The 15488-nt window shown below is 64.8% G+C and carries 11 protein-coding genes and 1 pseudogene; 4 read left to right on the top strand and 8 right to left on the bottom strand.

Translation table 11 applies throughout. The features are described 5' to 3' along the window. Positions 1–114: 114 nt before the first annotated feature. Positions 115–3117, top strand: coding sequence for an FG-GAP repeat domain-containing protein (locus tag HNQ52_RS07035; protein ID WP_183960395.1), 3003 nt, complete (start codon positions 115–117; stop codon positions 3115–3117). A gap of 144 nt (positions 3118–3261) precedes the next feature. Continuing rightward, on the top strand, positions 3262–5826 hold the full coding sequence (locus tag HNQ52_RS17415) for a CHRD domain-containing protein (protein ID WP_183960394.1): 2565 nt from the start codon (positions 3262–3264) through the stop codon (positions 5824–5826). Between the two features lie 60 nt (positions 5827–5886). Here HNQ52_RS17415 and HNQ52_RS07025 read toward each other — a convergent pair whose 3' ends face one another. From HNQ52_RS07025 to HNQ52_RS07015, 3 genes are all read right to left on the bottom strand, one after another. Beyond that, complete coding sequence (locus tag HNQ52_RS07025) at positions 5887–6840, bottom strand: SDR family NAD(P)-dependent oxidoreductase (RefSeq protein WP_183960393.1); 954 nt, start codon at positions 6838–6840, stop codon at positions 5887–5889. A gap of 188 nt (positions 6841–7028) precedes the next feature. Further along, positions 7029–7331 (bottom strand): putative quinol monooxygenase, encoded by a 303-nt coding sequence (locus tag HNQ52_RS07020; protein WP_183960392.1) that lies wholly within the window; start codon positions 7329–7331, stop codon positions 7029–7031. A gap of 132 nt (positions 7332–7463) precedes the next feature. Next, complete coding sequence (locus tag HNQ52_RS07015; protein ID WP_183960391.1) at positions 7464–7976, bottom strand: P-loop nucleotide/nucleoside kinase family protein; 513 nt, start codon at positions 7974–7976, stop codon at positions 7464–7466. Positions 7977–8124: 148 nt separating this feature from the next. Between HNQ52_RS07015 and HNQ52_RS07010 the strand changes: the two are divergent. Further along, positions 8125–8499, top strand: a pseudogene (locus tag HNQ52_RS07010) (transposase); the annotation flags it as partial. A 704-nt stretch (positions 8500–9203) separates the two neighbouring features. Here the strand turns inward: HNQ52_RS07010 and HNQ52_RS07005 are convergent. The 5 genes from HNQ52_RS07005 to HNQ52_RS06985 form a co-directional block, all read right to left on the bottom strand. After that, the gene (locus HNQ52_RS07005) at positions 9204–9611 is read right to left on the bottom strand and encodes a hypothetical protein (protein WP_183960389.1); all 408 of its coding nucleotides are present in this window, start codon (positions 9609–9611) and stop codon (positions 9204–9206) included. Positions 9612–9984: 373 nt separating this feature from the next. Beyond that, positions 9985–10533, bottom strand: a complete 549-nt coding sequence (locus HNQ52_RS07000; protein WP_183960388.1) for a hypothetical protein — start codon at positions 10531–10533, stop codon at positions 9985–9987. Positions 10534–11202: 669 nt separating this feature from the next. Beyond that, a complete protein-coding gene (locus HNQ52_RS06995; RefSeq protein ID WP_183960387.1) occupies positions 11203–11694 on the bottom strand; it encodes a hypothetical protein in 492 nt (163 codons plus the stop codon). Between the two features lie 471 nt (positions 11695–12165). Further along, positions 12166–12840: a DUF4145 domain-containing protein gene (locus HNQ52_RS06990; RefSeq protein ID WP_183960386.1), complete on the bottom strand. Its 675-nt coding sequence runs from the start codon at positions 12838–12840 to the stop codon at positions 12166–12168. A gap of 85 nt (positions 12841–12925) precedes the next feature. Beyond that, on the bottom strand, positions 12926–14311 hold the full coding sequence (locus HNQ52_RS06985) for an RNA-binding domain-containing protein (RefSeq protein ID WP_183960385.1): 1386 nt from the start codon (positions 14309–14311) through the stop codon (positions 12926–12928). Between the two features lie 304 nt (positions 14312–14615). Here HNQ52_RS06985 and bla point away from each other — a divergent pair, with 304 nt between their 5' ends. After that, a complete protein-coding gene (gene bla, locus HNQ52_RS06980) occupies positions 14616–15461 on the top strand; it encodes a subclass B3 metallo-beta-lactamase (RefSeq protein ID WP_183960384.1) in 846 nt (281 codons plus the stop codon). Positions 15462–15488 lie beyond the last annotated feature (27 nt).

Genomic DNA, 15488 nt, shown 5'->3' with positions numbered 1-15488 from the left:
GCGCGGCCCGCGCCGCGGCGGCGACCGTCGCGGATCCTGCTCCACGCTGGCAGGAAGCCGCCCCGTTTTCCGTGCCCCCGATGACGCCGCCCTCGCGGTATCGGGAGCATGACCATGTCGACGCGTTCGCTGCACGGGACCTTGCTGCTGTTCGGACTGGCCTTGGCCGGCCGGATCCATGCCGAAGCGCTGCCGTTCGCGCCGGAGGAGGCGCTGGCGGCGGTGACGGGCATCACGCTGGCGCAGGCCGTGGACCTGGACGCGGACGGCGACGAGGACATCCTGGCCGCGCGCGGTGGCGGCAGCGGGGAGATCGGATGGCTGCGCAACGATCGCAGCGGCTTCGCCGCGTTCGAGGTACTGCACACGATCAGCGAGGAGCCGCCGTCGGCCAAGGGGGCGAAGGGCGCATTGTCCGATGCCGTCACGCTGACGCTGGCGGACCTCGATGCCGACCACCAGCTCGATCTGGTCGTGGGCGCGGAGAACCGGCGGCTCTACTGGATCCGGCGCAACGGCTTCACGCCCGGGGGAGCGCCGGACTTCAGCGAACGCGGGCGGGCCGGGGCCGGCTTCGACGGTATCGTGGCGGTCGCCGCGGGGCGGCTCGATGCGGATCAGTATCCCGATCTGCTCGTCGTGAACGCGGCCGATCCCTACCTGTACGTGCTGCCGAACAATGGCACACGGCCGATCGAGTTCCGCGAGCCCGATCCGCTGCCGGTCGGCAACACGGTGGACGCGGTGGAGGCGGCGGTGCTCGCCGACCTCGACGACGACGGCCTGCTCGACGTGGCCTACGCCGGCCCCAGCGCCGGCGGCTTCCAGGAGGGATTGTCGGTCGCCAGCGTGTTCCGCTTCGCCGGCACGGCAAACGAAGGCCTGGAGGGGCCGATGCCGGTGTTCGAGCGCAATGCCGGCGCGGGATTGCGGCCGCGGTTCGATCTGTTCGCGGCGGCGCCGCTCGACACGACGGGCCCGGCGCTGGTGTTCGCCACCACGGTGTTCGACGACGCCGTGCCGCTGCTGTCGGAAGTGCGCGTCCTGCACTCCGTCGGCGGCGGTGCGTTCGGCGACGCGGTGGTGCTGGACAGCAGTAACGACGCGCGCCATCGCGCGGTCGCGTTCGAGGATCTCGACCGCAACGGCGATGCCGATCTGCTGCTGGCGCGTTCGGACGCGCTGCTGCGCGTGGAGAACTCCGCGCTGCCGCCGGCCGGCGGCGCGGTCGCGCTGCCGGTCGACGGCGATGCCGGGCGCGTGCTGCTGGCGTTCGACGTGGATCTGGACGGCGATCGCGACATCGTCCGTGCGCGCGACGACGGCAGCCTGCATCTGCTGCGCAACACGCGCCTGCACGGCCGCAGCTTCGTCGACGACTTCGTGCCGCGCACCGCCGTGGACGTGGCGGACGACGGCGCGCCGTTTGTCGGCACGGTGGAGATCGCGCGCGTGCCGGGCCGCCAGCGCTTCGCGCCCGACACGCTGCTGTTCACCGACTTCACCGCCGGACGATTGCATCGCATGGGAGGCTTCTTCCGCGCGCCGCCGCCGCTGGAGGATCTGTTCGTCCTGACTCCGCCGACGCTCGTGCTCGACGATGTCGGCGCGGCGCGGCGCCTGGCCATCGCCGATCTCGACCTCGACGGCGATGCCGATTTCCTGCTCGGCAACGGCGAATCCGCGGCGGCGCCGGCGGCGGGCCAGAACCGCATGTTCGTCGGCCGGATGCGGCGCGACGGCGTGGACGTGTTGCCGCTGGGCTGCACCGAGGCCGACGACCTGCGCGGCGTCGCGGTCGGCGACATGACCGGCGACGGCGTGCCGGAGATCGCGTATGCGGCGGAAGACAACGACCGCGTCGCGCTGGTGTTCCGCATCGACTGCCTCGACGAATTCCTCGTGTCCACGCCGCAACTGGGCCTTCCGAACCGGCCCAACGCGGTGGCGATCGCCGACCTCGACGGCGATCTGTTCGGCGATCTGGTGGTCGCGGCGCGTGCCGACGACGAGGGCGACACGATGGGCGACCTGCTCGGCTGGTACCGCTTCGACCCCGCCGGCGGCGGTGCGCTGGAGCCGCTGCGTCGCATCGGCCGCGTCGACGGCGCGCGCGAACTGCTCGTGGTGGACCTGGATCGCGATGGCCGTCCCGACCTGGTGACCTCGGCCGGCAGCACGCCGGAGGACCCGGCGCGTGGCGCGGTGCTGCTGTTCCGCAATCTCGGCCCGCAAGCGCAACCCGATGCCCTGTTCGAGGCGCCGCGCGTGCTGCTCGGAGGCGTCGTGGGCCCAGGCGGCGCGGCGTTTTCCGACATCGATCACGACGGGGACCTGGATCTGTTCGCGCCGTCCGAAGCGGTCGCCAGCAGTGCGGAACAGCGCGCGCAGTGCGGTGTCGCGTTCGCCGAGCAGATCGGTCCGCTGCAGTTTGCCGCGGCGCGCTGCCTCGACCGCGGCACGCTCGAAGGGCGTTATTCGCGCGTGGCCCTGGCCGACCTCGACGGCGACGGCGTCGACGACGTGGGCGCGACGAGTTTCCCCGACGGCCGCCTCGGCCTGTTCGCCGCGCACCGGCCCTTCCAGTTCCTGTTGCGGCTGCGCGACGAGCCCACGCAGCGGCTGATCGGCGAGGGCACCGAATCGTGCCCGTATGCGCTTGCGCTCGACCATCTCGGCCATCCCGGCGAGGGCCCGATGGGCGTGTCGAGCCTGCGCGTGGACGTGCCGGACTTCAGCACGCCGGCACTGATCGGTGCACTGGTGTTGCGCCGCGACGACGGCGACGGTGTTCCCGAACCGGACGACGACACGGAACTGGGCCGCGACGCGCTGGCCGAGATCAACGAGGTCGCGACGGGCATGCGCTGGACCCTGGACGTGCCGCCGGCTGCCGCGGACGCCGCCGTGCTGCCCGGCAGCGCGCTCCACTGGCTGTGCGTGCTGGGCCCGCCGCGGATCGCGAACACGCGGCTGCGGCTCGGCATCGTCCAGACGCAGGCGCGCCTCGTCGATCTCGAAGGCGGCGTCGCGGTGGACGGACTGCAGCGCAACGCCATCGCGCCCGGCTTCGAGCTCCGCGCGCGACGCGTGTTCTCCGACGGGCTGGAGGAGTGACGCGACGGTGCCGGGGTCGGATGCGGCCACCCGCACGCTGCACGTGAATGGCCGTCGTCGCGGCGGGCGCAACGCATCGAAACCGCAGCCCCGCCCGCGTCGGCGTACCATGCACGCACGTCCGTGCATGCCGGAGACGCGATCATGTCCAGGATGTTCCGCCCGTCCGCTTGGCTCGTCGTGGCACTGCTCTGCAGCCCGCCGGCGCATGCCGCGGTCACCTCGGCCTTCGGCGCAGGCGAGCTCGCCGTCGTCAGCGATGGCGCCGACGCGATCACCGTCGGATGCACCGCGGTCGGCGGCAACGTGCAGGTCAACGGCGCCGATCCGGACACCGGCGCCGTCGCCTGCGCGCTGGTCACCGAACTCGCCGTCAGCGGCGGACCGGGCGCGAACGCCATCGACATCACCGGCGTGGTGGCGACGAGCTTCACCGCGCTCGCGACGCGATCCGTCGACGGCGGCGCGGGCAACGACACCATCGCCGGCTCGCCGGGCGCGGACGTGCTCCTGGGCGGGACGGACGACGACACCGTCGACGGCAACCAGGGCAGCGACGTGCTGTTCCTCGGCGACGGCGACGACACCGCCGCCTGGCAGCCGGGCGATGGCAGCGACGTGGTCGAAGGCCAGGGCGGCGACGACGTGCTGCTGTTCGCGGGCTCCGCGGCGGGCGAGGTCATCGACATCGCGGCCAACGGCCAGCGCCTGCGCTTCTTCCGCAACATCGGCGCGGTGAGCATCGATGCCGACGGCCTCGAAGGCGTGGAGTACGACGCGCTGGGCGGCGCCGACACCGTCGTGGTCAATCCACTCGCGAGCACCGACGTGACCCGGATCGCGCTCCGCCTGGCGTCGGCGCCGGGCGGCGACGTCGGCGACGCGCAGACCGATCACGTGTCGATCGTCGGCGGTGCCGGCGCGGAGAGCATCGCGGCCGATGCGGGCACCGGCACGGTCGTCGTCGCTGCCGGGCTCACCGGAGTCACGATCACATCGATGGAGCCCGCGTTCGACACCCTTGGCCTCGACGGCGGCGACGGAAACGACACCCTCGTGATCGGCGCCGGCCTGGCCGGACGGGTGGCGGCGCTGTCGGTCGCCGGCGGTGCCGGCGTCGACACGGTGATCGCGCGCGGTAGCGGCGGCGCCGACGCCCTGCGAGTGAACGCCGCGACGCCCTTCGTCTCGGCCGAGGGACTCGCGCTGATCCACGCACTGGCGTCGGAGAGCGTGCGTATCGAGGGCCTGGGCGGCGACGACACGCTCGACGCCAGCGGCAACGTCGCCGCGCTGTTCGCCCTGACGTTCGACGGCGGCGACGGCGCCGACACGCTGCTGGGCGGCAACGGAGCCGACGTGCTGCTCGGCGGCAACGGCAGCGACCGGCTCGACGGCAACCAGGGCGCCGACATCGCGTTCGGCGGCGATGGCGACGACGTGTTCGTCTGGGACCCCGGCGACGGCAGCGACGTGCTCGAAGGCCAGGCGGACAGCGACACCCTGCAGTTCAACGCCAGCAACGCGAACGAAACCATCGCGCTGCAGGCGAACGGACAGCGACTGGTGTTGACGCGCGACATCGGCGCGATCGTGACGGACATGGATGCGATCGAACAGGTCGAGATCCGTCTGCTCGGCGGCGCCGACAGCGTCGCGATCGGCGATCTCGCTTCCACCGACGCGCGCCGTCTGCGCGTGTTCACCGCCGGCACGCTCGGCGGGACGCTCGGCGATGGCCAGGCCGACGCCGTCAGCCTCGACGGCGGCACCGCTGCCGACGCACTGTCGGTGTCCGCGACGACGGATGCGGTACGCGTTGCGCGCGGCGCGCTGCTGCTGGACGTGCAGGCCACCGAACCGACCACGGACCGCCTCGTGGTCAACGGCCGGGGCGGCAGCGACACGCTGACCTTGGCCCCTGCGGCCGCGGCGGCGATCCTCGTCACGCTCGACGGCGGCGGCGGCAGCGCGACGCCCGGCGATGTCGTGGCGATCGACGGCGACGCCGCGGCGGAAGATTACGTGATCGCGCAGGCCGGCGCGCGTGTGGCGGTGACACGGTCGGCGCCGTCCCCGTTCGTCGTCGACATCGCCAACGCGCACTGGCTGCAGCTCTCCCTGGGTGGCGGCGCCGACACCGTGTCCACGCAGGGCCTGGATGCCACCGGCCAGATCCTCGACGGCGGCGCACCGGCCACCGTGCCCGGCGACAGGCTCGACGTGGCGGACTTCAGCGGCGACGTCTTCGTCTCGCCGATCCTGTTGTCCGGCGCGGCGCCGATCGTGCACGCAGGCTTCGAGCAGAGTTCGAACCAGCAGGTGATCGAAGCCTTCCTGACCGGCGGCCAGGAAACGCCGCCGAACCCGTCTGCCGCGCGCGGCCACGGCACCGTCACGCTCAACGGCGCGCAGGATGCGATCGTGGTGTTTCTCGACTATTCGGGCCTCGTCGGCAACAACACGGCGGTGCATATCCACGGGCCGGCGCCACGGCGCGTCGCGGCCGCGCCGATCATCGACCTGCCGACGTCCGGCAGCGGCAGCGACAGCTTCACGGTGGGGCCGATCGCCATCACGCCCGCGCAGCGCGCCGAACTCAAGTCCGGCCTGTGGTACTTCAACGTGCACTCGACCGCGCCCGGATCGTCCGGCGGCGAGATCCGCGGCCAGATCGACAACGTGCAGTTCGAGGACGGGTTCGAATGAGTGACGCGCCGGTGCAACGCACGGCCGGCCATGCGCGGCGTGCTGTCCGTGCCCTGCAGCTCAGGACAGATACGGCCGCGTGAGCTCTTCCGACACCTGCCACAGCGTCGCGGCCATCGCCGCGTCGGTCTGCGCCGCACTCTGCTCCGCCGGCGCGAAATCGCGCAGGAACGCGCCGCTGATGCCGGCCATCGCCGGATGCGCGGCCACGTAGCACGGCGTCGCCGCACCGTGCCCGACGCTGCGCGCGTGCGCGCCGTAGGCATTGCCGACGTTGCGCAGGATGTTGGTGCGCACGTGCCCCGGCGACACGCAGTTCGAGGTGGCCGCGCTGCCGCGCAACCGCCGCGCCAGCTCCAGCGAGAACAGCCCGTTCGCGGGCTTGGAATGGCTGTAGCCGCGCTCGTGCCACCCTTCGCCGGAGAGCCGGTCGAACTGGATGCCGCCCGGCGGTGCGTTGCGGTGGTCGCCGCTGCCGAGCACCACCACGCGGCCCTGCGGCGCGGCGCGCACCCGATCGATCAGCCGGTGCGCGAACAGGAAATGCCCCAGATGGTTGACCACGAATTGCTTCTCCAGCCCGTACACCTGTTCGTGTTCGCCGAGCACGATGCCGGCGTTGCAGATCAGCATGTCGATCGGCACTTCGCGCGCGGCGATCGCGCGCGTGCAGGCCACCACCGACTCGAAATTGCCCAGATCGAGCACCACCGCCGTGGCCGAACCCTCGATGCGCGCGCAGGCGTCGCGCCCCTTCTCGACGCTGCGCGCGGTGCCGATCACATGCGCCCCGCGCTGCGCGAGCACGCGCATCGTCTCGAAGCCGAGGCCGGAGTTGCAGCCCGTCACCACGGCGGTCTTGCCGCGCAGGTCGAGGCCGCGCGTCACCTCCTCGGCGGTCGACCCGGGGCCGAACGCCGGTGCTGGCGCGACCGCGGCGCGAGCCAGCGCCGGGGCCGCCGCAACCAGCAATGCGGTGTGCAGAAAGCGGCGGCGCGACGCGCGATGTGGCATGGGCAATCCGGTGGACAAGGAAACGAAGTACCGCGCGCGATCAACCGCGAACGCAGCGTTGCAGGCGGATCGATGCAGCCCTCGCGACAGCCGACTGCGCAAACGCGATCGGACGAGCGCAACGCGATGATCGAAGGCCGACGCCCGCTCGAACGCACGCGAGCACCGGCTCGGGCCCGACCCGTTCGTCAGCCGGGGGCCCGGATGCCATAGCCACCCGCCGGCACGGTCTCGATGTGCTGGTCTAACCCCGCAATCAGCGGCATGGCGCGCGCGATCGCGTCCTTGACCTGCGGCAGCGACAGCGACGCCTGGTGACTGGCCCGACTGTCCCAGACTTCCGTCACCCACAGCGCGTCGGCATCGCCCGGATCCTGCGCGACCACATAACTCAGGCAGCCCGGCATCGCCGACACATCCTCCAGAAGGATGGCAACCAGCGCGTCGCGTTGCCCCGGCACGGCCCTGAACTTGCCGATCAGCCCATACATTGCGTTCTCCCCAAGCGGTGATGCCGTGCGCGGGACGGCAAGCCGCACCGTCCCGGCCGCAACTGTAGCAACGAACCCTGCGTCTGCCGCGAAGACCGCCCGATGCCTCCGGATCGACCGACCTGTTAGCCATCACAGCGCAAGCTCAGTGGATACGACTTCGATTCGATGTTCCAGAAGCTCGATGGCGTCCGGGCTCTGCCACATGTCGCTGGCGAGCTCGAAGATTGCATCAGAAACGACCATTGAGAAGGTGGGGCCCTTCTCGACATTCCGACGAGCGACTCGTTCGCGGCGAACCTCACGTGGCGCCTCGAGAACATGGACTTTGAGTTCAATCTCCGCGAGGCGAGCTTGCTCATAAAAGGCCTCCCGGCTTTGCCTTTGAACGAGCCCGAGTTCGAGAATGGGCGTCGTTCCGGACCCGAGCAGCGCCTGGGCGTGAGTCCAAATGTGTTGCGCAAGACGCTCTTTGCGGGCAAGGTACCAAGGCATCACATCGACGCTGGGTCGATCTGGGCTGAACAGCCGCGCGAACCACTCGTCAAGCGCGATGTGAACACCACCAATCCGCGATGCAAGAGCTGAGGCGTACGTTGACTTGCCTGCGCCAACTGGGCCTTCAATGAGATATATGAGCCGCATATAGGTAAGTTCGTGATGGCTAACCACCTAAGTTAAGCCGCCGCCCGAGAGCGTGCGGATGAAGCGAGCAACTCTCAGCGGTCGGCTTGAACTGGCCGCCATCGATCGAGCAATGCATACACTACTCAAGACACACACCACCCCGGCACTTCGTTCGTCGAAAGGCATGGGCCCGATCTTTCAGGCAACGAGCCTAGCCTTGTTGCCCGAACTTGGCACGCTCACGCGCCAGCAGATCGCAAAGCTCGTCGGCGTGGCGCCGATGAACCGAGACAGCGGACAGACGCAGGGCAAACGCCGCATTCGCGGGGGTCGCGCGCCGGTGCGCGTCGCGCTGTACATGGCAACCCTTTCGGCCGTGCGCTGGGATCCAACCCTCCGGGCGCACTACCAACAGCTGCGTGCGCGAGGGAAGCTCGGAAAGGTGGCGTTGGTGGCCTGCATGCGCAAGCTGCTGACGATCGTGAACGCGCGGAGGCGTGACGAACTACGCGGCGCTGGAGGCGCGTTGGAGGGAGCGTGAAACCTCTCCGCACAAGACAGTTGCTGAATTAAGGCGCGCCGCGAAGCGGCGTCGGCTTGGACGAATTGTTAGCTTGTAGCGATGCGCTTCGTAGCCACGGCAAACGTGCGCCAAGCGCGAAGGCGACTGCAACAGGAATGCTGAGGCCAGCCGCCGCGCTAAAAGATTCTATTGCGCAGGCAGATGGATGCGAGGAGCACCATAGGTTATGGGGCGCGACAAGTACCCACCCCGCCATGGTTGCAGAGAATAGGAGCGCTGTCGCGAGGATGCCCGCCAACGAAGCGAACCGAAAGCGGCGCAACACAGCGAGCGCCGGCAAACCCAGAACCGTGAGGCCAGCAACTACAAACGGTGTAGCAAGAACAAAGAAGTAGAGGCTCCAGCCAACCCAGCGAGTCCTTGCCTCCGCAGCTGTGACGTGCCCAAGAGCAATTTTTTCTTGGCCCAGCTGCCAAGACTCAAAGGCTGAATATGCGAGTGTCGCCGCGATTGCGGCCAGGAAGCCAAGAGCCAGGCGCGACCTCCCAATCCCAAGAAATGACGCAGGGCTGATTGCGCGCCCACGACCGAGAAAGGCGATTGCTGCAAGTCCCAACACGCCCAACAAAACTGGTAGTTGAAAAATCACCGCAGCGAAGTCAGTTGCCATGCCAGCTAACACCGCGTTAAGCGGCCGCGGGCCGACAACTTATCAGGAATCATCAAGGCCTCTCCCCGCGGTCCGCTTGAACGCATAGTTGGATCTCACCAGGACTAACATCGTGTCGAATGGAAGAAACCGCGATGTGATTGCGCACTACTGCCTCCGACAGGAAGAGGGCTGGGCCTTCGAAATGCCTGATCTCTGAGAGCGCTACGGCAAGCTCGACGCGATACGGTGAGGCGGCAGGAACCAAGCGGTAGGTGCCGTTTTGTACTGTGAACAAGCCGCGCTTGTTTGGCACTTCGAAGCGGGGCTCAAGCGGGTTACCCGCATTGTCCCAGAACAACCACTCCCCCGCCTCAACATCCAGGCCCTCGCAGTAAGCGACTGCATCTGCCTCAGGCGGAAAGACCATGAGGGACTGCTCTTCATTGTTTGCGACGAAGATCACAGTGAGATCTAACACCGGAGTTAAGCCGCCGCCCGCGACGGCGTGGGGATCAAGCGACCAACTCCCAGCGGTCGGCTTGAAGGACTAGTTAGAAGGCTGCGAGCCGCGACGCGCATGCTCTGCGAGCCTGCCATGGTAAGTGCGACCCGACAAGATGCAGTGCCTGCCCTAGCAACGGGCGTCACGGTGCAATCCACGCTGCCTTGCACACGCCACCTCGCACTCAAGAGCAGAAATCGGTGTGACGACGACGCAAAACGCTCACCGAGCAGCCTGCTAACGCCGTGTTAAGCGGCCGCTGGCCGACCACACCCCAGGAAACATGGAAGCCTCTCCCAGCGGTCCGCTTGAACGCATAGTTAGAGCGCCCCAAAGTTGACAAGACTGCTCAGCGCCCAAGGCTCGAGAATCGCTCGATCGCCTCGCCACGAATCCTCTGATACGGATCGGACGAACCGTAATGTTTTCTTGCTTGAGCAAGGAGCCTCCAGTTGGCATCTCGAAGAGCCAGACCGACCGCTAGCCTTTCGCTTCCGCTGGACATTGCGAATTCGGCCTCCAACTCTGCAACGGCTTGCTCAATGAGTGCGAGGTGATCAGCCGATGCCTCGGGCCTGACGTTTCCCTCGCGCTCCCAGTAGTCGACAAGCCTTGAGTCGAGGCGACCTATGCGCTCCAACGCACCCGAAGACGCCACCTCAACTGCTTTCTGGACCTCTCCTCTCAGCTCAACCTTGCCAATGCCTGCTACTTCAATGCTACTGATGAGTGGGCCGAGCCATGGCACAAGCGCAAGAACAAGGAGAAGCACCGTTACGTAGTCGATGGCAAGCCACGGCCAGAGGACGTGAACAAGGGCGGCCCCAAGTGCGATTAGAGTGATCGCACCGCGCAACTTCCGAACTTCGGCTTTGCCTTGCGTTTTTGCAGAGTTCACGGAAACCCCAAGCAGTGCGCTCTAACACCTAAGTTAAGCCGCGCCGCGAAGCGGCGTCGGCTTGAATGAATTGTTAGATGCGCTCACAGTTAGACTCGACAGCCGCCTCTTTGTACATAGAGTTGACTGGAATGGAGCGCGACCGCGTGCCGTTGAACTCAAGGATGCGAGACTCATAGACGGACTTCTTAGCCAGCTGCTCGTCTTGCGCCTTCTGACCGGCCTCCTTTGTGACCGACGGATCTGATGCCGAGAGAAACTCGACATGGTTAATCCGAGACCTCACTACGTCACCTGCAAGCTCCCAAGTGCCGGCACTGCGATCTTGAAGTGTAAGAGGCACCTTGCCTGGAGACGAGATTACGCTGCGGGTGTGACCAGTGAAAGTGCCGTCCGGAAGCCTAGTTGTTTCATCAGTTACCGTGACGGTGAAGCCCGGTCCCTGCATGACAGTTGGGCCACACCGCCAAGTACCAGCCAGATCTGACGGACTAACGGGCGTCGCGGCTGTTGCGGAGCCGGAAGCGGCGAGGAATATGGCAGCTGCAATTTTCCGATGCATATTTGCTCCCAAGAGCATCTAACGCCGTGTTAAGCCGCCGCCGCGCGACAGCGTGTGGATGATAGAGCAACTTCCTCGGCGGTCGGCTTGAACACATAGTTATGCGCCTACTCCGCATCAAAGACTTTGCCGGAACCTCGTTGGGCAAACACCTCTCCATATGTGATCTGTCCATTGTGCAGCGAGTAGGGAAGGTAGACAACGACGGAGTAGCGCTCAACGTGGTCGAGCTCGACGGCGATGGCATCGGACTTCTCTCCCGAGGAAGGTATTGAAACCTTGGCGTCGTAAACGAGTGCTGTTGCTCTGTACGTGCCATACTTCGCGCCCTTTGCAAACCCCTGCTTCAAGAGGTCAATGATTGTCTGCGACTTCGGACGCTCGGAACCCGTGGATGCCGCGACAGCGACAATCGACCCGTCTGGTGACAGCACCTGGCCGTAGGGAAAGAACTCACCGTGCTCCGCGAGCATTTTCTCCGCGAAGGGTACCGCAGTATTCATGAGGTTCTCGCACTCAGTCTTAGCGTTCGACAAGGCTGACTCCGTCGCATGAAGAGATGTACTGAGGATCAGCAGGCTTAAGACGAACTTTAACATCGGGCATAACACCTGAATTAAGCCGCGCCGCGAAGCGGCGTCGGCTTGAATGAATTGTTAGGCCACAATTCTCCTAGCAACCAAGCGGCAAGCTTACGTGGGCCACGGCGATTGTCATTGGCCGAATTGGACGCCTCACTGCATGCTGAGAGAAAGAGTTGTCCAGCGGAGCCAAGAACTGGCAGGCCAATTTGCTCCCGGAGTGCCACTGCCTCACTAGCCAGCGATAAGAGCCGCTCGTTGCGGTCGCCGATCTGGTGTGTCCGAACGTAATCGGGGTGGAACGCGGAGTTGAAAAACAACGTGTCTCCATGCTGTGCGGTTTGCGGCAGCGCGGCAGCAAGCAACTCAAGCAGCTCACCCTCGGTGGCCGCGAGCTGAGTCTCTAGCTTGGCTTGCCGAGATGCATTCATTGGGGTATAACACCTGAGTTAAGCCGCGCCGCGAAACGGCGTCGGCTTGAATGAATTGTTAGGCCCCTTTGAGTGCTGGCTTACCCATCTCTTGAAGCTTTTGGTTGAGGGACGTCCTGCGTTGCTCAAGTTTTGCGGGTTGCACAAACACGAAGTCGAAGAGAGAGTCCACCACCTCTAGAATCCACTCCGCCTCCCCGGGCTCTACGTCAACTATCTCTCCGGTATTGGTGTACTTAATAGGATGTGCTGCAAAATTTCCAATCTGACGGACAGCATCTATCGCGTCGGTGAGGTAAGTGGGCGCTTTTGATGAAGCGATAAACTCATCAATCTCTTTAGACAAGTCGTGCTTAGTTATGCCAAGCTTCTCGCGAAGCACCTTCTGTAGCAGCCTGCGCGAGAGCGCAGCACTGGCTTTGGCACTATAGTCAAGCGCTGCGTTTGCTTCCTGGAGATCGGCCGCGAAATCAGCAGGAACCTCAGGCGCAACGGAAAAATCATTTTGCTCTGGATATATGATCAGCGATTCGGCTGCTTCATGAAAAATAAGATTTTCACCGATCAAGTAGCCTCTTCCGGACTCGCGGACAACTATCGTCTCGTAGCAAGACGGACACTGCTGGATCGTGAACTTGAACGCACCATCCGTACCTTCTTCTTGGTCTTCCCAATAGGTGCCGATGTGATCTGGTTGCGGGTAGAACTCACGTTTACAGGTTGGGCAGCGCATTGAAGTTTCCTGAGGGCCTAACACCTGAGTTAAGCCGCGCCACGAAGTGGCGTCGGCTTGAACGAACTGTTAGACGGCAGGCCGGTCATTTCGCTTTAAGTCGCCACGCGGCCTTGTTGCCCTTAAGTTCGGGGATCATCTCAATGCTTCCCGCATCCCGAAGCTTGTAGAACTCTGATTTGACTGCGTTTTCGCTTTTTATGCCGGTAATGTCTCGCGCCTGCTTATTTGTAATTATTGTATTCTTGGAGAGGAATTCCATGATCGCCTCCTGCGGGGTGGCAAGGGATGCGTGTGGAATAACAACTCGGACATAGTTGTCCTCTTCAAGGATCTCCGGGTTGCGCATCTTCCACTCTTTCATCTTCTGAAAGGCCGTATTAAGGCCCTCTCCAATGTCTTTGTTTGGCGCATTCTTGTACTTCGAAAGCATGCCTACAATCTTCGGATTTCGCGCATACCGCACGTCAAGAATGTTCTCTCGGCTTACGAAGCCAGGCAACCGTCCCGGGCTGAGCACCTCAATACGGTTGTCGAAGATAAGGATTTGGACATCATCCGAAACCGAGTAATCGCGATGAATCACTGCATTGACCACAATCTCCCAGAGAGTCTCTGGTGGGTACTGCATTGATTTTGCGCCATCCGTAGTCCAGACATTGATAGAGGACATTATTTCAGTCACGCGCTCGACAGAAGCACGTATCAGCGGATACAGAGGCCCTTCAATGGTCTCAGTAAATCCCAAGTGATCGCGCTCCGGATCATCTTCTTTAGTTTCGTATCTGATAATCTTTACAGAGCATTTCTTCGGAATGACAACGCTCGGCTCATTTGAAAAAAGCAGCAGTCCGCAGGCTTTTGGCTTGAAAGTCTTGCGATCGATCAGTCCCTTGTTGAGTGAAAGATCGAGCGGATCAGTTTTAGGCGAGTATTCGCCCAAAAATACGTTGATTTCATCTGAGTCCACCACATCTTCCGCGTCCGCGGAGTCAACTTGCATGTCTTCATAGGAAGACGCGCCCTTCGCAAATCCTAGTGCAGTGATTCTCTCTGCCTCTCTGATGGGAAGGGACTGCGCGCCTTTGCGCTCGTACACAGTTCCGTCTGCTGTTTGGTGAACGGACTGACTTTTATCGACTTGGATATGAAGAACGTAATTTTCCGAAAGTGATGATCTTAGAAACTCCAAGGTCATTGGCGGTGACGGAGATAGCTCCATTAAAGATTGGATAAGCTGATTGAATTCCTCCATGCTGGGCGCGCCAGCCCACCGCTTCTCCGGGTCTGCCTGGTCCTTGTCGTCCGCGATGCCAACGTAGACGTCGCCGCCGTCTGCGTTCGCAAATGCGCAAACGATCTTCTGAAGTTTGGCGCCCTTTATTTGAGCGGCCTTCCGATCATAGAAGTGGCCTTCCGGCTGGCAGGAAAGAGCCAGTGCATCTGCCTTTGATACCTCACGTACCTGCATGGTTTCTCCTGCCGTCTGACACCTATTCGACACCGTCCCAGTGTCGCATAACACTGGGGTGTAACGCGGTCCTTCGCATCGAAAATTCCTTTGCGATCAAGGCCGCGTGGTCGAATCGCATGTCGCTTTGTGGGGCGTAACGCCGGGGTCAATGCCGGGTGAGGAGACAGCGTTCGTCATCGGACGGAGGCGGTCGCGCGTTGGGGTCGTGCCGTTGCAGTGCCCTCGGATTGCCTTCTGCTCGCCCGCGGGCTGCCCGGGCATGCGGCCTAGACTGCACGGCCCTTTCGTCCGGATGTCTGCCATGTCGTTGTTTCTCAGCGCCGCCGCTGTTTCGATTGCGTGTTCTGTCTGTCTGATCGTGTTTCCCGTGTCCGCAGCGCAGCCGGCGTCGTGGTCCGCACCGCATGCCCCGGTGCGGCTGGGCGAGCGCACGTGGTACGTCGGCACGGCGGGGATTTCCGTGCTGGTGGTGCGCGGAGAGGCGGGCAGCATCCTGCTCGATACCGGCGTGCCGGCGTCGGCGGAGGCGGTGCTTGCGAATCTCGACGCGGTGGGGGTGCGGCCGGAGGACGTGAAGGCCATCGTCACGAGCCACGCGCATGCCGATCATGTCGGGGCCATCGCCGCGATCCGGGCGCGCACCGGCGCGCGCGTGCATGCGCTGGAGGCGAGTGCGTCGCTGCTCGCGGACGGTGGCCGCAACGATCTGTTTTTCGGCGACGATCTGCCCTACCCGCCGGCGGAGGTGGACGTGCGCATCGGCGACGGCGATGCGGTGACGGTGGGCGATGTGTCGCTGCGCGCGCACGCAACGCCGGGGCACACGCCGGGCAGCACCACGTGGACGTGGGCCGACACCGTGGAAGGCAAACCTGTGACGATGGTGTTTGCCGACAGCCTCACGGCGCCGGGCTACCGTCTGGTCGACGATCCGCGCGCGGCCGACACCGTGGCGCAGTTCCGGCGCGCGTTCGCGACGCTGCGCGCGCTGCCGTGCGATGTGCTGGTCACGCCGCACCCGGAGGCATCGGGCCTGTTCGAGCGCATCGAGGCCGGCACGCTGATCGACGCGACGGCCTGCGCGCGGTACGCCGATCGCACCGAGGCCGCGCTCGACGCGCAGATCGCGAAACAGGCCGCGGAGTAACGCGGAGCCCGCAGCGAGCGCGGCCAC

This window comes from Chiayiivirga flava (genome assembly GCF_014202825.1).
Taxonomy (GTDB): Bacteria; Pseudomonadota; Gammaproteobacteria; order Xanthomonadales; family Xanthomonadaceae; genus Chiayiivirga; species Chiayiivirga flava.
Note: the sequence above shows the minus strand (reverse complement) of the source record. Positions and strands in the feature narration are given on the sequence as shown.